The sequence below is a fragment of the Pusillimonas sp. MFBS29 genome (assembly GCF_020687695.1).
Classification (GTDB): domain Bacteria; phylum Pseudomonadota; class Gammaproteobacteria; order Burkholderiales; family Burkholderiaceae_B; genus Pusillimonas_C.
Map to the genome: position 1 here is coordinate 39,576 of NZ_JAJEWL010000012.1, position 17,570 is coordinate 57,145.

General features: G+C 56.4%; 16 protein-coding genes. 5 read left to right on the top strand and 11 right to left on the bottom strand.

What is annotated here, in order from left to right; genetic code table 11:
• Positions 1-15: 15 nt before the first annotated feature.
• The 6 genes from LKR43_RS15075 to LKR43_RS15100 form a co-directional block, all read right to left on the bottom strand.
• A complete protein-coding gene (locus LKR43_RS15075; RefSeq protein ID WP_227685040.1) occupies positions 16-1,746 on the bottom strand; it encodes an ABC transporter substrate-binding protein in 1,731 nt (576 codons plus the stop codon).
• Positions 1,747-1,827: 81 nt separating this feature from the next.
• The gene (locus tag LKR43_RS15080; RefSeq protein WP_227685041.1) at positions 1,828-2,136 is read right to left on the bottom strand and encodes a DUF2160 domain-containing protein; all 309 of its coding nucleotides are present in this window, start codon (positions 2,134-2,136) and stop codon (positions 1,828-1,830) included.
• Positions 2,137-2,161: 25 nt separating this feature from the next.
• Positions 2,162-2,977, bottom strand: a complete 816-nt coding sequence (locus tag LKR43_RS15085; protein ID WP_227685042.1) for a carbohydrate ABC transporter permease — start codon at positions 2,975-2,977, stop codon at positions 2,162-2,164.
• Positions 2,970-3,863: a carbohydrate ABC transporter permease gene (locus LKR43_RS15090; protein WP_227685043.1), complete on the bottom strand. Its 894-nt coding sequence runs from the start codon at positions 3,861-3,863 to the stop codon at positions 2,970-2,972. The genes LKR43_RS15085 and LKR43_RS15090 overlap by 8 nt, the downstream gene beginning before the upstream one ends.
• Positions 3,860-4,936, bottom strand: coding sequence for an ABC transporter ATP-binding protein (locus LKR43_RS15095; RefSeq protein WP_227685044.1), 1,077 nt, complete (start codon positions 4,934-4,936; stop codon positions 3,860-3,862). Before LKR43_RS15095 ends, LKR43_RS15090 begins: the two co-directional genes overlap by 4 nt.
• Position 4,937: 1 nt before the next feature.
• A complete protein-coding gene (locus tag LKR43_RS15100; RefSeq protein WP_227685045.1) occupies positions 4,938-6,020 on the bottom strand; it encodes an ABC transporter ATP-binding protein in 1,083 nt (360 codons plus the stop codon).
• Positions 6,021-6,155: 135 nt separating this feature from the next.
• Here LKR43_RS15100 and LKR43_RS15105 point away from each other — a divergent pair, with 135 nt between their 5' ends.
• On the top strand, positions 6,156-6,923 hold the full coding sequence (locus LKR43_RS15105) for a DeoR/GlpR family DNA-binding transcription regulator (protein ID WP_227685046.1): 768 nt from the start codon (positions 6,156-6,158) through the stop codon (positions 6,921-6,923).
• 59 nt (positions 6,924-6,982) lie between these two features.
• On the top strand, positions 6,983-8,476 hold the full coding sequence (glpK, locus tag LKR43_RS15110; RefSeq protein WP_227685047.1) for a glycerol kinase GlpK: 1,494 nt from the start codon (positions 6,983-6,985) through the stop codon (positions 8,474-8,476).
• 15 nt (positions 8,477-8,491) lie between these two features.
• On the opposite strand, the gene LKR43_RS15115 is transcribed toward glpK, so the two are convergent.
• Entirely contained in the window at positions 8,492-9,796 is a 1,305-nt protein-coding gene (locus LKR43_RS15115; RefSeq protein ID WP_227685048.1) for a type II toxin-antitoxin system HipA family toxin, read from the bottom strand.
• Positions 9,793-10,128 carry a helix-turn-helix domain-containing protein gene (locus LKR43_RS15120; RefSeq protein WP_227685049.1) on the bottom strand — a complete coding sequence of 112 codons (336 nt, stop codon included), beginning with the start codon at positions 10,126-10,128 and terminating at the stop codon, positions 9,793-9,795. Before LKR43_RS15120 ends, LKR43_RS15115 begins: the two co-directional genes overlap by 4 nt.
• Positions 10,129-10,324: 196 nt before the next feature.
• Here LKR43_RS15120 and LKR43_RS15125 point away from each other — a divergent pair, with 196 nt between their 5' ends.
• The 3 genes from LKR43_RS15125 (at position 10,325) to LKR43_RS15135 (ending at position 12,825) form a co-directional block, all read left to right on the top strand.
• Complete coding sequence (locus LKR43_RS15125; RefSeq protein WP_227685050.1) at positions 10,325-11,497, top strand: class I SAM-dependent methyltransferase; 1,173 nt, start codon at positions 10,325-10,327, stop codon at positions 11,495-11,497.
• A 125-nt stretch (positions 11,498-11,622) separates the two neighbouring features.
• Positions 11,623-12,090, top strand: coding sequence for a TM2 domain-containing protein (locus LKR43_RS15130; RefSeq protein WP_227685051.1), 468 nt, complete (start codon positions 11,623-11,625; stop codon positions 12,088-12,090).
• A gap of 12 nt (positions 12,091-12,102) precedes the next feature.
• A complete protein-coding gene (locus LKR43_RS15135; protein ID WP_227685052.1) occupies positions 12,103-12,825 on the top strand; it encodes a lipoate--protein ligase family protein in 723 nt (240 codons plus the stop codon).
• Positions 12,826-12,847: 22 nt separating this feature from the next.
• Here the strand turns inward: LKR43_RS15135 and LKR43_RS15140 are convergent, their stop codons facing one another.
• From LKR43_RS15140 to LKR43_RS15150, 3 genes are all read right to left on the bottom strand, one after another.
• Positions 12,848-14,479, bottom strand: coding sequence for a SulP family inorganic anion transporter (locus LKR43_RS15140; protein WP_227685053.1), 1,632 nt, complete (start codon positions 14,477-14,479; stop codon positions 12,848-12,850).
• Positions 14,480-14,681: 202 nt separating this feature from the next.
• A complete protein-coding gene (locus tag LKR43_RS15145; RefSeq protein WP_227685054.1) occupies positions 14,682-16,961 on the bottom strand; it encodes a nitric-oxide reductase large subunit in 2,280 nt (759 codons plus the stop codon).
• Positions 16,948-17,475 carry a hemerythrin domain-containing protein gene (locus LKR43_RS15150; RefSeq protein ID WP_227685055.1) on the bottom strand — a complete coding sequence of 176 codons (528 nt, stop codon included), beginning with the start codon at positions 17,473-17,475 and terminating at the stop codon, positions 16,948-16,950. Before LKR43_RS15150 ends, LKR43_RS15145 begins: the two co-directional genes overlap by 14 nt.
• Between the last annotated feature and the right edge of the window lie 95 nt (positions 17,476-17,570).

The window sequence follows — 17,570 nt, forward strand, 5'->3', positions numbered from 1 at the left end:
GAAAAAGTATGGATTCTACCGTACCTTGCCTTCCTTCCATGCACTCAACAATGCATCGTAGGCAACTGTTTCACCTTTGGGGCTTTCGTTGTCGAGTTTCTTCCATGGGGCTTGGGTATCACTGAGCCACTTGGAGGGGTCACTCTTCTTGTTGAGTTTGGGCGCACAATGGCTCATACCTGCACGTTCCAGCCTGGCCATGATGTCATCCATTTCCTTGGCCAGATTATCCATAGCTTGCTGTGGAGTTTTCTCGCCGGTAATCGCGGTCGCCACGTTTTGCCACCATAGCTGCGCCAGCTTGGGATAATCAGGCACGTTGGTACCGGTGGGTGTCCAGGCCACACGGGCCGGGCTGCGATAGAACTCGATCAGGCCGCCGTACTTGTCTGCATTCTTGGTGAAGTATTCGCTGTGAATATCGCTGTCACGGATAAATGTCAGCCCGACGATGGACTTCTTGAGCGAGGTGGTTTTGGCGGTTACAAACTGGGCATACAGCCATGCACCAGCGACTTTCTTGGGATCATGATTCTTGAAGAAGCTCCAGGAACCGACGTCCTGATACCCGTTCTGCATGCCGTCTTTCCAGTACGGGCCGTGCGGAGCGGGTGCCATACGCCACTTCGGGGTACCGTCCTCGTTCACAACGGGCAACCCCTTCTTGGTCATGTCGGCCGTAAATGCGGTGTACCAGAATATCTGCTGGGCAATATGTCCTTGTGCCGGCACCGGTCCCGATTCGCTGAATGTCATGCCTTGCGCTTCCTTGGGCGCGTATTTTTTCATCCAGTCGACATATTTGGTCAGTGCATACACTGCGGCCGGCGAGTTGGTTGCACCACCACGTGCGACCGATGCGCCAACGGGGGTACATTTGTCGTCGGCAACGCGTATGCCCCATTCATCGACCGGCATGCCGTTGGGTGTACCTTTGTCGGCGGTACCTGCCATCGACAACCACGCATCGGTAAAGCGCCAGCCCAGCGACGGGTCTTTCTTGCCATAATCCATGTGCCCGTATATGGGCTTGCCATCAATGGTCTTCACGTCGTTGGTGAAGAAGTTGGCAATATCTTCGTAGGCAGTCCAGTTGACCGGCACGCCAAGCTCATAGCCATACTTGGCCTTGAACTGGTCTTTCAGATCTTGCCTTGCAAACAGATCGGCACGGAACCAATACAGGTTGGCAAACTGCTGGTCGGGCAGCTGATAAAGGTTGCCATCGGGCGCTGTCGTGAATGATGTTCCTATGAAATCCTTAATATCCAGTTCGGGGTTGGTCCATTCCTTGCCATCACCCTTCATGTAGTCTGTCAGCGAAAGCATATTGCCGTAGCGGTAATGCGTGCCGATCAGGTCAGAGTCGGAGACCCAGCCGTCATAGATGGATTGTCCCGATTGCATGGACGTCTGTAATTTCTCGACGACGTCACCCTCCTGGATCAGGTCGTGGTGCACGGTAATGCCGGTGATTTCGGCAAAAGCCTTGGCAAGTGTCTTGGCTTCATATTCATGGGTGGTAATGGTTTCGGACACCACAGAGATTTCATTGACGCCCTGTTCCTTCAGCTTGCGTGCGGCCTCGATGAACCATTTCATTTCCGCCATCTGCTGGTCTTTGCTCAGAGTCGAAGGCTGGAACTCGTTATCTATCCATTTCCGGGCTTCGGCTTCACCGGCAAACGCCTGTCCGGATAGCAGGCATGCTATGGCTAACCCCAATGCAGTACGTCGAAATAACATTGCTGTCTCCTATGACAAAGTCCCCATTCTTATGACGACGCGCAACCCGGGGGGATGGTCGGGCCACACGGTTTTAATTATTCAACCCTTGCGCAAGGTAAATGCCAGAACCAGCATCGACACGACAAAACTGATCCACACGCTGGGCTCTTCCTCGAGGGCAAACCATTCCAGCATGCTTTCGCCCAGCCCGAGGAACACCAGGTTAATATAAGCGGCAAGCAGCAGGCCTATGAACAGGCGATCGCCCCTGGTCGTGCTCATGGGAAGGAAGCCCTTGCGCAAGGTGGTGGGAGACTTCAGCTCCCACACCGTCATGCCAACCAGCATCAGTACGATGCAAATGAAAAATACCGCAGTTGGCAAAGTCCACATCATCCAGCCAAACATAATGTCTCCTTATCGTGCCAGGGGCCTAGACGCGACCCATTGCGAAGCCTTTCGCAATGTAGTGACGCACGAACCAGATGACGATGGCGCCAGGAATGATGGTCAATGTGCCCGCAGCAGCCAGCGTTGCCCAGTCCATCCCCGAGGCCGACACCGTACGGGTCATGGTCGCCACAATAGGTTTGGCGTTGACACTGGTCAAAGTACGCGCAAGCAATAGCTCCACCCAGCTGAACATAAAGCAGAAGAACGCCGCCACACCGACACCCGACTTTATGAGCGGCAGGAATATGGTCAGAAAAAAACGGGGAAAACTGTATCCATCGATATAGGCGGTTTCATCGATTTCACGTGGGATGCCACTCATGAAACCTTCAAGTATCCAGACCGCCAGCGGCACATTGAACACCAGGTGCGCGAGCGCCACAGCCCAATGGGTATCCATAAGGCCCATAGTTGAATACAGCTGGAAAAATGGCAGCAGAAACACGGCCGGCGGCGTCATGCGGTTGGTCAGCAACCAGAAAAACACATGCTTGTCGCCCAGAAAACGATAGCGCGAAAACGCATAGGCAGCCGGTAATGCCACCGACAGCGAAATCACCATATTCAGCCCGACGTAGATCAGGCTGTTGATATAGCCGCTATACCAGGAACTGTCGGTGAAGATCGTGATGTAATTATCGAGCGTGAATTCCTGCGGCAGCAGGGAAAAGCTGGACAAGATGCCGGAGTTGGTCTTGAAGCTCATGTTGACCATCCAGTAGATGGGCAGCATGGCAAACACCAAATATAGAATCAGGAAGATCGTGCGCTTGCTGAAGCGTGCTTTTTTATTCATGGCCGGCCTCTTTGCTTTGAGTGCCCACCCTGAGCATCCAGTTGTACAAAATGAAGCAGAACACAAGAATGATCAGGAAATAGATCAGGGAAAACGCCGCCGCCGGCCCCAGATCGAACTGCCCGACCGCCTTTTGCGTCAGGTACTGACTGAGGAAAGTGGTGGCATCACCCGGCCCGCCCCCGGTCAGCACAAACGGTTCGGTATAAATCATGAAGCTATCCATGAACCGCAGCAGCACCGCGATCATCAGCACCCCGCGCATCTTGGGCAGCTGTATATAGCGGAATACGGCAAACTTGCTGGCACCGTCGATACTGGCAGCCTGGTAGTATGCCTCGGGAATCGAGCGCAGGCCCGCATAGGCCAGCAAGGCCACCAGCGGCGTCCAGTGCCAGACATCCATCAGCAACACCGTAAGCCAGGCCTGGGTTGGATTACTGGCGTAACTGTAATCTATGCCCATCATGCTCAGGGCGCGCCCCATCAGGCCGATATCCGTACGCCCGAAAATCTGCCAGATTGTGCCCACGACGTTCCAGGGAATCAGCAACGATAGCGCCACCAGCACCAACACCGCCGAAGCCCTCCAGCCCGTGGCGGGCATGGACAGGGCCAGCAAAATACCGAGCGGAATTTCTATGGCCAGCACCGACAGTGAAAAACCCAGCTGGCGAAACAAAGCGGCATGCAGGTCTTCATCGCGCATCACGATGGCAAACCATTCAGTTCCCACAAATACCGACCGGGTAGGTGAAAAAATATCTTGCACCGAATAGTTCACCACCGTCATCAGCGGGATGATGGCGGAAAAGGCTACGCACAGACATACGGGCAGAATCAGCCACCATGCCTTTTGATTGACGGGTTTGGTGTCTTGACTCATGCGACGAGCTCCTCGTTGCGGTAAAAGCAGGACTGCGGTCCCAGCAGGGCGAGCCCGACCGTTGCCCCAATTTCGGGCAGGTTGTGCTCCATCGCCAGCCTTGCCCGCACCAGGTGGTTACCCAGCCTTGCCGTCAACAATTGATGAGTGCCAACGTCTTGTATGTTCTCGACGGCGGCACTCACGACACCGGGCTCACCCACTGGTGCAAGCCGTGTGTACTCGGGCCTGATGCCCAGCTTCAGCTCACCCTCGCCCACCGAAAGATCCGAAGGAATGGAAACGGTGACGCCGGCTACCGTGGCCATACCTGCCCGCACGCTAAGCGGCAGCAAATTCATGCCAGGCGAGCCTATGAAGTGGCCGACAAATGTATGGGCAGGCCGCTCGAACAATTCCTGCGGCGTACCCATTTGCACGACCCTGCCGCGCGACATCACCATAATCTGTTCGGCAAAGGTCAGTGCCTCGACCTGGTCGTGTGTGACGTAGATTAATGTCAGCTTCAGTTCCTGATGTATCTGCTTGAGCTTGCGACGTAACTGCCACTTCAGATGCGGATCGATCACGGTAAGCGGCTCATCGAACAGCACCGCCGACACGTCGTCACGCACCAGCCCACGCCCCAGAGAAATCTTTTGCTTGGCATCGGCCGACAAACCTGCGGCACGCTGATTCAGCTGATGGCTCATTTCAAGCATTTCGGCAATCTGCCCCACCCGCTCCTTGATGCGGGCCTCGGGTATCTTGCGATTGCGCAGAGGAAAACCAAGGTTCTCTCCGACTGTCATGGTGTCGTACACAACAGGAAACTGGAACACCTGGGCGATATTACGCGCCTGGGGAGACGCCTGCGTCTGGTCAACGCCGTCAAAATGAACCGTACCCTGCGATGGTGCAAGCAGGCCGGAAATAATATTGAGCATGGTCGTCTTGCCACAGCCTGAAGGGCCGAGCAAGGCATACGCCCCGCCATCCTCGAATGACATTTTCAAGGGAAGCAAGGCGTAGTCTTCGTCGCTTTTGGGGTGTGCCACGTAAGAATGCGACAGGTCGAGGTCGATACGCGCCATGTCAAGCCCCCTTTGTCTGGCTGGGCGCCAGCACCAAATCGCCGGAAGCGCTGAAAATGAACGCAGAAGCTGGCGAAAAATACAAGGTCAGGTCATCACCAATATTGAAATGATGAACACCAGGTGCCTGCGCCACGATCTCTCCGATTTCACTGCTTACGTGCACATAGGTATCAGAACCTGATATCTCGGCCAGCAGTACCTTGCCGTGCAGGATCTGATCGCCCTCCTGAGCCTGCAGACGCAAGGAGCTGGCACGAAGTCCCAGGGTGACCGCTTGCTGACCTGCTACGACGCCGTCGCGCAGGGCCAGCGGCAACACACCCATACCGGGCAGCTGCACGCCGCCAGCAGTCGGACTTGCCTGAACAAAGTTCATGGGTGGGTCGCTGTAGGCGCGGGCAACGTCGATGGTTTTCGGAAAATGAAAGACTTCGGGCGCAGGACCATACTGCAGCAGCCGCCCGCGGTCGAGAACGGCGGTGTAGCCACCGAGCAGCAAGGCTTCACCTGGTTCCGTCGTAGCGTAGATGACGGTCGCATCACTGCTGCGAAACACCTGCGTAAGTTCTTCGCGCAGTTCTTCACGCAACTTGTAGTCAAGATTGACCAGAGGCTCGTCAAGCAGCATGAGGGGCGCGTTCTTGGCCAGTGCACGCGCCAGCGCAACCCGCTGCTGCTGCCCGCCTGAAAGCTCGGCAGGCAGACGGTCGAGAAACATTTCTATATGCAGCTTTTCTGCCAATGCACGAACTTGCTGGTCTATGTTTTTTTCACCTCGCAGTTTCAATGGCGAAGCAATATTCTGACGCACCGTCAGTGAAGGATAGTTGATGAATTGCTGGTACACCATCGCGACGTTGCGCTGGCGCACAGGCTGCCCCGTGACATCAGTGCCGTCAACCAGAACCTTGCCGGAACTGGGCACATCCAGGCCCGCCATCACGCGCATCAGACTGGTTTTTCCGGCACGGGTAGCCCCAAGGAGCACTGTAACCGCTCCTGGCTGCGGGCTCAGGCTCATCTCGTGGAGCCACGTTTCGCTTCCTACCCTCTTGGTTATGCCATCTAGCGTCAACTGCATGGGTTTGTCTCGTGTTTATTGTTCTATTCTGCGCATTATTGTTCGTTTAGGAGCATATTTCCCTTGCTGATAACCCTAGCATTCGTTCTTTTTGTTTCGTTGTACAGTGCCTTACTTGCTATGAGGGACAAAAAAATGACTCCCAATCCTCGCCAGCTCAAGTTGCTGCAGCATGTGAACGAGCACAGCAGCAGCACCGTCGACCAGCTTGCCTCCCATCTGGGCGTGACAGTGCAAACCGTAAGGCGCGATCTGCAGCGCCTGTGTGAGGCCAAGCTGCTCACCCGCTTTCACGGCGGCGTGCGCGTGCCGAACTCAACCATAGAGAACATCGGCTATCGTCAGCGTGAAAGCCTGCATGCCGAGGGCAAGCGGCGCATTGCCCAGGCGGTCGCCCGTGCGGTGCCCAATGGTTGCTCGTTGCTGATCAATATCGGCACGACCACAGAGGCTATTGCCAGGGCCCTGCTGCAGCACATCGGGCTGCGTGTCATTACCAATAACATCAACGTCGCCTCCATCCTGAGCCTCAATCCGGATTGCGAAGTCATCGTTACCGGCGGCGTCGTCAGACCAAGAGACTACGGTATCGTGGGTGAGGCTACCGTCGACTTCATCCGGCAATTCAAGGTCGATATCGCACTGATCGGCATATCGGGTATTGAATCAGATGGATCATTACGCGATTATGACTACCGCGAAGTTAAGGTTTCACAAGCGATCATTGCACACGCGCGCGAGGTCTGGCTGGCCACCGATGCCAGCAAGTTCAATCGTCCGGCCATGGTACGAGTGGCGGAGCTCAAGCAAATAGATCGCCTGTTTACCGACGCACCACCACCCGACCCCTTCCCTGATCTGCTGGCGCATGCACAGGTTCAGTGTGATATAGCCCAGGGCTAGTTGTGTGGCCCGTACCGTTACCCGTACACTCCTGATCAGCCTAAATTCCAGAACTTAACATGACTTATTTACTTGCACTCGACCAGGGAACCTCCAGTACACGCAGCATTGTTTTCGATCGAAATGGAAGCATCGTTGCGGTAGCCCAGAAAGAAATCACGCAAATCTACCCCGAACCCGGTTGGGTCGAGCATAACCCCAGGGAAATCTGGGAAACACAGCTGAGCACCGCACAGGAAGCGATTGCCAAGGCCGGGCTGCAAGCCAGCGACATACACGCGGTCGGCATTACCAACCAGCGCGAAACCACCGTTGTCTGGAACAAGAAAACAGGTGCACCTGTCTACAACGCTATCGTCTGGCAAGACCGCCGCGCCGAACCTACCTGCGTCATCCTGCGGGAAAAAGGCCTTGACGGCGTGATCCTTGAGAAAACCGGCTTGCGCATCGACGCCTATTTTTCAGCGACCAAGCTCAAGTGGATTCTGGATCATGTACCTGATGCACGCAATCAGGCCGCCAGGGGAGAACTGGCCTTCGGTACGATAGACAGCTGGCTGATGTGGCAGCTGACCCAAGGCGAAAAGCACGTCACCGACGTCAGCAACGCATCGCGTACCATGCTGTTCAATGTGCACGATAACGAATGGGATACGGAACTGCTGCAGATCCTGGACATCCCTGCCGGCCTCATGCCGCAAGTATTGCCCTCGAGTGCCGAATTTGGCGCCGTCAGCACCCGGTTGCTGGGCCATGCAATTCCAATATGCGGCGTTGCCGGCGATCAGCAAAGCGCACTGTTCGGCCAGGCTTGCTTCACCGAGGGTATGGCCAAGAACACCTATGGCACAGGTTGCTTCATGCTGATGCATACAGGGTCAACTTTTCATACCTCGCAAAACGGTCTGGTCACGACCAGCGCGGCACAAACCGGCAGCCAGCCGCTTTATGCCATGGAAGGCAGTGTGTTTGTGGCCGGAGCAGTCGTGCAATGGATGCGTGACGGCCTGAATGCCTTCCGCAAGAGCAGTGAAATCGAAGCGTTGGCGCAAAGCGTACCCGATTCAGGCGGTGTTATGGTGGTGCCGGCCTTTACCGGCCTGGGCGCCCCCTACTGGAAACCCGAGGCGCGCGGAACTATTACCGGGCTGACACGGGGCAGCACCATGGCGCATATTGCACGGGCGGCACTTGAAAGCATCGCCTATCAAAGCACTGCCCTGCTCCAGGCCATGAGCCGCGATGCCGTGGCGGCGGGGTCTGCACCATTGGCAGAGCTGCGTGTTGATGGCGGCGCCTGCGCCAATGATCTGCTTATGCAGTTCCAGGCCGACCTGCTGGGTATTCCTGTGTTAAGACCCACCATGATAGAAACCACGGCGCTGGGCGCTGCTTATCTGGCTGGCCTGACCAGCGGCGTTTACCGCGATACCGAGGAGCTGTCGACGTTGTGGAAGGTGGAGCGCCGCTTCACGCCGCAAATGCCTGCAGAACAGGCCCAGGCACTGATGCAAGCCTGGGAACACGCGATACGCCAAACCTGCGCCGACTAAGCAATAACGCTAGGCCTATGTGGCGGTTAAGGCCAAACCGCCGTCCAGTCTTTCCTGCACGGCACGCTGTACCGAAGGCGGGCCGTCTTTCAGCAGCGCCGGCCAGACGGCCTGCGCACGCCGAACCACTTGTCTGGCCAGACTCAGGTAGCGGCCAGGTCGCATGACTTGCGTGGCAGCCAGCAATGATTCGAGGTCGTTCCAGCTGAACTGCCGTACCCACCTGTCGATGGCACGGTTAATGCCATAGTCGGTTTGCGCCACGCTGTCGAACAAAGCTGTGACACACACAGGGTCGTACACGGGTGCCAGCTGGGGCGTACGCCCATCGGGATAAATCAGCGCCCAGTTTTTCAGGTGTGCATCAGTATTGCCCATCAGCATGAAGGCGACCAGGCGCTCGACAAAAGACCGGATATCTTGTGCCGGCCTGCCGGACAGCTTGTCGAGTACACGCAACATGGCTGCATAGTCGGTGATCATGTCTTTGCCATATTTGTGGCGCGGTTCGTATTGCAGGGCTTGCGCAAACTCCTCCATGTGTATGCGCTGCCCGCCCGGGCCGCGATCGAACCTGGCCACTGCCAGAATATGATCAAAAGGCAGGTTTTCCGGCAGATCAGCATCGGCACGCGAGATCACTGACGCCGAGGCGCAATCCAGGTCAAGTGCGGCGCAGAGGCGATAACAGGTATATTCATTTTCGACCAGGTCAGCGTGACGGGAAGACGGCAACTTCAATATGTAGGAACCTGCCTGACCCCGCCGTTTGACCACATAGCGACGCCCGTCCTGGACTGCAGAGAACTTGGTTACGGCGCCTGGCAGCGAGGCGGCATCTTCGACCGGCATCTCGACAAAGCCCGACTCCAGCACATCCAGACCTAAAGCCGTGTGCCAATGCCGGACCGTATCGGGTACGCCCAGTTCGGCTGCTACGGGCTCGACTTCCAGCGCCCCCATCAAATCATGTCCGGCCGCAGCCAGCAGCTCGAATTCATCGTCGGGTGCGCAGCCGCGTTCGTGCGCCAGACGTTCACGGTTGTGCCCTTCCGGCAGCAGATTCTGGAAGAAGACCGGGAGACGGCCATCGTTGCGCACCAGTCGGGCGTCACGCATGGAGGTCAGGATCTCGCGGGTTGCGGCCTGGGTGGTCCCCTGATAGCTCAATGACAACAGCGGACGCTCGGGATCATTGACATAATCGTCATCGAAAGAGACTCTCAGGATGTCTCCGTACTGCGACAAATACCCGATCGCGCGCCTGTCGCCAGCGGGCTGGTGCAGGTACATGCGCAGGTATTTGATGGACGTAGTCATGACCGCTGCTTCTTGCCTGGCATATGGTCAGGCGCACTGAGTATATCAACGACTGACGCGGGCGCATCCGCGCCTGATGGCTGGCCCAGCAACTTGCCACCAGACTGTATGAAACCATGAACCTCATGGCGCAAGGACTGCGGCACCAGCATCAGCTCCATACCCATGACACGCGCGATCTCCATCAGAGTTGAGACGCGTGGATCAAGTGTTCCCGTTTCCAGGCGCTGGACCGTCATGCGATTTAGCCCGGCACGCTCAGCCAACTGGCCCTGAGTCAATTCGCTTGCCTTTCGTAAGGCGACAAGATCGGCAATCAAGGAAAAGTTCATTTTAATAATCTTTTTGCATATAAAGATACTTAATAGTAGCTTACATCAGAAGCCGACACAAGATTTGATTATTTTAAATAGCTTTTTTTATATAAAGATACTTTAAATAATCTTTATATTATTTGATTTTGAATACCTGAACTCGTCATCGCCTACAATGTTCAGTTCTTAGATCTGGCACGTATTCCAACCCGTCATGCCCGTAGACCCATCCTCCCCTTCCTTCGCCACGATCTCCTGGAGCGAAAGCGACACCACCCGCCACGCTCTATGGCACGCAGAAATATTGGGTCAGCCCCCCGTGCGCATCATCACAGCCGACGACACGCTGAGCGCCGATGCAGCCTACCGCCTGGTCAGTCAGGGCACATCACTGCTGTGGCGCGGTGATTTTCAGAATGCACGGCAATTGCTGCAGGCGCTTGCCCGCCGGATAGACCACAGGCCTGCTTCCAAAAAGCACCGCAAGCCCGATGCAAAGAAGGCGGCCACGACACTGGATGCCTTCAACCGACACCGGCAGCAACAATCCCAACGCGCCGCCCTGCTGAATCGCCTGCTCATTGAGCTGGATGCCCAGGCAGGCATAGCCTTGCGACGTGCTCCAGACGCACGAACTGCCTGCCTGGAGGCAGTGGGAGAAGCAGACGGGCCCTTTTTGCTGCCCTTGCGCACGCTGCAGGGTTTCATCGGCGCACACGAATGGCGTAAAAAAGGCGTCACCGCAGCCGGCCTGCCCGAAAAAATCCATGTCCATTATGGCGTGTTCTCTCCCAATCGAGGCGAGTATCTTGATCTGGTAGCACAAGCCCCCTTGCCTGCGACCCGCCTGGCCTTTGACATCGGCACGGGCAGCGGTGTTCTGGCAGCCCTGTTGGCACAGCGCGGCGTACGCAAGATTGTCGCGACTGACGTAGACACACGCGCACTGGCCTGTGCGCGCGAGAACATCGACCGCCTGGGCCTGGGCGACACCATCACACTGGAACAGACCGATCTTTTTCCGAATGGCAAAAGCCCTCTGATCGTCTGCAATCCACCATGGCTGCCGGCTCGTCCGAGCACCGCGATTGAAAATGCCATCTACGACCCCCAGAACCGCATGCTTCTGGGCTATTTGCAAGGGCTGGCCACACATCTGGAAGCCGATGGTGAAGGCTGGCTGATCATGTCCGATCTGGCCGAGCATCTGGGCTTGCGCGGCCCCGACTTCCTGCCGCAGGCCATCGCCGATGCGGGCTTGCGCATTATCGAACAGCACACCGCCAGACCCAGCCACCCGAAGGCAGCCGACCCGACGGATCCGCTGCATTTTGCGCGTCAGGCTGAAGTGACCTCTTTATGGCGTCTGGGCCTTCAAGCACCTTGAATTGCCGGACTTAGCTCCAATCTAACCAAAGTGCACAATTGATACATGTAAACTCATTACACTATGAGCGTCTGAATCATTGCGCCTTATGCCTTATTCAAGGCGCGGGAGTCCCAACAAACACTATGTTGCAGAAAATCATTCTGGCAATCGCCATCTTCATCATCATTCTGGTCGCCCTGACCTTTGGTGAGACCATTGCACACGACGCATTGGCATGGATATCGCACCTGACCGGCCTGGTCATCGAAAACTTCTCGGATATTTACTACGCCGTGCACGACTATGTGCGCAATCACGCAATCAAGGTTCTTATCGCCCTGGTGCTCACGGTACCAATCAGCTTGTGGATCATCAAAAGCAAGAGCGATGAGCTTGAAAAGCCCACCAACCATAGAAAGATCACCATTGTGCTGGCCCTGTTCCTGGGCTGGCTAGGAGCACATCGTTTCTATCTGGGGCAAATAGGCTGGGGTATTTTTTATCTGATCATTTTCTATCTGTTCGCCCCCCTGGTCATCATACTGGGCCTGATCGACGCAGTACGCTATATGTTCATGAGTGACGAAGATTTCGCGCAAGCACGTATCTGAGGCCGCAACGCTATGCCGTTCACTTTGCTGTCATGGAGAGATGAACCACAACATGCCCGTTTTGACGAATCGCTGATCGCGCTGGCTGCACAACAAGGCCCCATCGCCTGCATCTGGGAGGCCGAACAAGGGCTGGTGGTACCACGCACCTATCAGCGCCACGCGACATTCACGCAAGCTTGCGCAACATCGGAGCACGCAGGCTGGCCGGTAACAGTGCGCCAGTCGGGCGGCGGCATCGTGCCCCAAGGCCCCGGCATCATCAACCTGAGCTTGGCCTACTCTGCTTGCGGCAAACCCCTGGATCACTCTGATAAGGCGTACCTGCTCATTTGCAATGTTATCGGCCGAGCGCTGCAGGATTTCGGCATACAGTCCCACCCGCAGGCGGTAGAAGGATCTTTCTGTGACGGACGATACAACCTGGCCGTTGGCCAGGGAGCCGCAGCCAGGAAAATTGCCGGCACTGCGCAAGTATGGCGCAGGCATCCAGAACCATCAGGCCCGGATCAGCAAATCGTCTTGGTCCATGCGCTGATTCTGGCACACGCCGACATGCAGCAGGTTTGCGAACAAGCCAATCATTTTGAACAAATGCTGGGCAGCGACAAACGTTATGACAGCGAACGGGTCGCGTCTTTGCACACCATGTCTGAAGGCCCTGGGCAGTCCAGGCACGCATGGCTGGCTACGCTGCGACAAGCGCTGTCGCAGCAAGTAAGGCTACTGCCATAGGCGCCAGGCGCCGTGCCAATGCCTACAAGTCTGCCAGCGCCTCGGCCAGGGTTCCCTTGAAGTTTCCGGCGCCCAACCTGCCGATCAGCCCCATTCTGTTCAGCTTTCCACGCACACGGTCGTTGGCTTCCACCAGAATTACACGCATGCCCCTGCCTTGCATGGTTATGACGGCATCTTCCAGCGCCTCCAGACCTGTAGCATCGATAAAGGGCACATGCGCCAGACGGATAAGCACCACTTTCGGGTCGGTGCCTGTTTCCGCAAGAACCCTTTGAAAAGCATCAGCTGCTGCAAAGAAGAAAGGCCCTTCGATGGTGTAGACCAGAACGTCAGGTGGCAGCTGAGCCACCCCTTCGGGTGCGAGTTCCTTTTTCAAGGCATGCTCATCCTGCCGGCGCACAATCACGCTTTCGGACATACGGCGCAAAAAATGCAGCATGGCCAGCACAACACCAATGTTCACCGCCACCACCAGGTCGGCGAAAACCGTCAGACCGAATGTAACCAGCAATATGACGACATCGGGCCGAGGAGCCCGCTTTATCATTGCCACGACATGACGCAAATTGCTCATATTCCAGGCAACCACGAACAGAATGGCCGCCAGCGTGGCAAGAGGAATGCTGGCGGCCAGCGGCGCCAGCAACAGCAAAACCAGAATCAGCACAATGGCATGCACAACACCGGCTATCGGGCTGTTGCCGCCATTACGGATATTTGTAGCCGTACGAGCGATTGCGCCCGTAGCAGCAATGCCACCGAACAAGGGCGCCAGCACATTGGCCAGACCCTGCCCCACCAGCTCCTGGTTGGAGTCATGACGCGCACCGGTCATGCCATCAGCCACAACAGCAGACAGCAAGGACTCGATGGCGCCCAGCATCGCAATGGCAAACGCGGGCCCGATCAGCTCCACCAGGCGCGTCAGGGTAATGTCGGGCCACTGGAAAGTCGGTAAACCGGAAGGTATTTCACCAAAGGTACTGCCTATGGTGGCCACGCCTTCGAAGTTGAATATGGCCTGGACGATGGTGATCAGCACCAGCGCACACAGCGGACCCGGAACACGCGACATGCGCGGGATGCGCGATGTGAAGATAACCAGCAGCAATGAGGCGATGGCCAGCAGCGTGGTCGTCATGTTCAGTTGCGGCAAGACCTGCAGCAGCTGCCAGAGCTTCTCGTGGAAGTGATCACCGCCGACATCCGGCAATCCGAAAAAATCCTTCCATTGGCTCACCCAGATGATGACACCTATGCCGGCGGTAAATCCCACGATGACCGGCGCCGGGATGAACTTGATGACGGCTCCCATGCGGGCCAGGCCAAACAAAAACAAAATTACGCCGGCCATCAGGGTGGCGCTCTGCAGTCCTTCAACACCATGCTGGGCCACAACGCCCGACAAAATAACAATGAAAGCGCCGGTTGGCCCGGCAATCTGCACACGGCTGCCGCCAAACAGAGAAACGGCCATACCGGCAATAATGGCGGTGTACAGACCCTGCTCGGGCTTGACCCCCGAGGCAATGGCAAAGGCCATAGCCAAAGGCAAGGCGACAATGCCTACAACAATGCCCGCAACGATATTGGCCATCCAGTGCCGGCGAGCCAGCAAGCCTGCACGCCTGGCTTCAAGAACCGCAAACATGCTTATGTGCATCCTTCAAAATTACCGGGGCCTGCCTGACGGCCATACCGCCCTGCCTTGCCGGTGTTCCCATCACAGCCCGTCAATATAATACTTCTCGTGACAATCGGCGGAACAACCGGGCGCCCCCAAAGCGAAAAAGGCCGCCATTTCTGGCGGCCTTGGTACGGATCAGGCGCTCAGGCGCCTGGAAGTGCCGACCTTATTCGGCGCCGACTGTTGCGCCGTAGCCAACATTGGCGGCGTAGCTTTTCGGGCGGAATACACCCAGCACGACTTGCCAGAAGATGGCCAGGGCACCGATGATGAACACGACGTCACCAAAGGTACGAATCCAGCGCAGGGTTTCAAGCAGTGGCTGCTGCATGAATTCTTCGCTACGTGCGTACCACATGCCTTCCGACACGCTGGCGTAGAACTGGATGATGCCGATGGGCAGCAGGCTGGTGGCAATCATCAGCACCAGACCGGCATTCAGACCCCAGAAACCAGTGCGCATGACTTTCTCATTGAAGCTGAAGCCAGGCACGATGTAGCGCAGCACGAGCAAGGTGAAGCCTATGGCCAGGAAGCCATACACACCGAACAGAGCAGCGTGCGCGTGAACCGGCGTGGTGTTCAGACCCTGGATGTAGTAGAGCGAGATGGGCGGGTTCACCATGAAACCGAACACACCGGCACCCAGCATATTCCAGAATGCCACTGCCACGAAGCACATCAGGGGCCAGCGAACGGCTTCCATCCAGGGAGCACGCTCTTTAAGGCGCCAGTTTTCCCATGCTTCGTAACCCAGCACGATCAGGGGCACCACTTCCAGCGCGCTGAAGCTTGCGCCGATGGCCATGACGGGCGTGGTAGTTCCCGAGAAGTACATGTGATGCAGGGTACCGGGTACACCGCCCAGCATGAACAGCGATGCCGATGCCAGGCTGGCTACGGTTGCACCACGCTTGGATACCAGACCCATGCTGGAGAAGATGAAGGCCAGTGCCGTTGTAGCGAACACCTCGAAGAAGCCTTCCACCCACAGGTGAACCACCCACCAGCGCCAGTATTCCATGATGGTGATATGGGTGCGTTCGCCATAGAACAGGCCCGTACCGTAGAACAGACCGATAGCAATGGTGGAGGCTGCCAGCAAGGCCAGCAGGTTCTTGTCGCCCTCTTTCTTGAAGGCAGGCAACATGCCACGCAGCATGAGGACCAGCCAGAAAGCCAGGCCTGCAAATTTCACAAGCTGCCAGACGCGGCCAAGTTCAAGATACTCGTAGCCCTGGTGACCCAGCCAGAAGTTCAGGTGCTCGGGCATGATGTGCTTGATGGCCAGGAAGTTACCGATATAGGAACCAACCACCAGTACCACCAGCGCCCAGAACAGAACATCGACCCCCAGCTTTTGATACTTGGGATCTTTGCCGCCATTGATCATGGGAGCCAGGAACAAACCTGCTGCCAGGAAGCCCGTGGCAATCCAGAACAAGGCTGTCTGCAGATGCCAGGTACGTGTCAGCGAATAGGGGAACCACTGCGATACATCGATACCATAGAAGGACTGCCCTTCAATCGTGTAGTGAGCGGTAAAGCCACCCAGGAGCACCTGGAACACAAAGAGAGCCACGACCAGGAACAGGTACTTGCCCAGCGCGCGCTGCGAAGGAGTCAGTGGGCCGATGCCCAGTGGGTCTTTCTTGGGAGCGACGGGTTCTGGCTCTTCACGGTGGGTAAACGCCCAGCCCCAGACCAGGAAGGCGATACCGGCGATCAGGAAGATCACACTGGCAATCGACCACAACACGTTGGCTGTCGATGGCTTGTTGTCGATCAGCGGCTCGTGCGGCCAGTTGTTGGTGTAGGTAACCTGGCTGTTGGGACGCTCGGTAGAGGCTGCCCATGCCGTCCAGAAATAGAAGTTGGTAAGATCCTGGCGACGCTCAAGGCTGGGCAAGGTATCTTCCTTCATGGCGAAGTTATCGCGCGTCTGGCGGAACTCCGGATCGGAGCCATACAGCTTGACGTAGTACTCAGCCGTTTGCGCCATAGCTTGCGCGCGCCGGTCGGTAACGGTCACGATGCCTGTTTCAGGATCAAGCGTGTTCGTGCGGTACTCATTCTTGAGTTGGTTCTTCAGAATGATTTGCCGGTCGGAATCGAGCTGATCAAACGGCACACCAGCCTCTTCCTGGGCTGCCAGATCGAGCCAGGCCAGCAGTTCGCGGTGCAGCCAGTCTGACGACCAGTCAGGCGCCTGGTAGGAACCATGCCCCCAGACTGAACCGACCTGCATGCCGCCTGTGCTTTGCCAGGCTGTTTGGCCATCGAGAATTTCTTCCTTGGTCATCAACACCTTGTTCGAGGTAGTGACCACCTGCTCGGGAATAGGCGGTACTTGCCGATAAACCTCGACACCGCTCCAGCCAAGCACTGCAAAGGTAAGGGCCAGAACAGCCAACAATACCCACCATAACTTCTTATACTCGCGCATTCTCAACTCCTTTTGCTGCGTTCGAGCCCTTTAAAAACAACACATCGTTTTCCAGATGGATGTGCTCCGACAAATCTTCAGTAAAGCTTTTCAAACCTTCATATAACAACTGCCACGTACCGCAGGCGCCATCAGGCAAGGTCAGTTCATTCGTAATCTGATGAATCTGCGCCAGAGCCTGATCCTGCTCGTCATGCTCGAAACGCATGACGGCCACAGGACCGCGCGCCAGTGCTCCCATGCCTTTCAGCAGCATGGGAAACAACACTTGCTCTTCCTTCAGCATGTGACTTTCCAGAGCTTGCTGCAGGCCTTCCAGCACATCAGCCAGGCCAGCCGGGCAAGCCTGATTGGATGCATGTACATGCTCGACCTTGCGTGCAAGGCGAATCAATTCGGGTAGTTCCTCCCGATGACGCTCATGAAATCGCTTTACGATGTAGGCAACCAGGTCTTCGACGGAGGCAGTTTGCCAATCGGCCTGCTCCATCGACCCCGGGGCTAGGGTGTTCATCTATTCAGTCCTTCTGCAGTTGATCACACATCCATCTAAGCAATATGCGTGCCAACTTTATTTCCATAAAAATCAACAGGAAATTCATGTAGGGT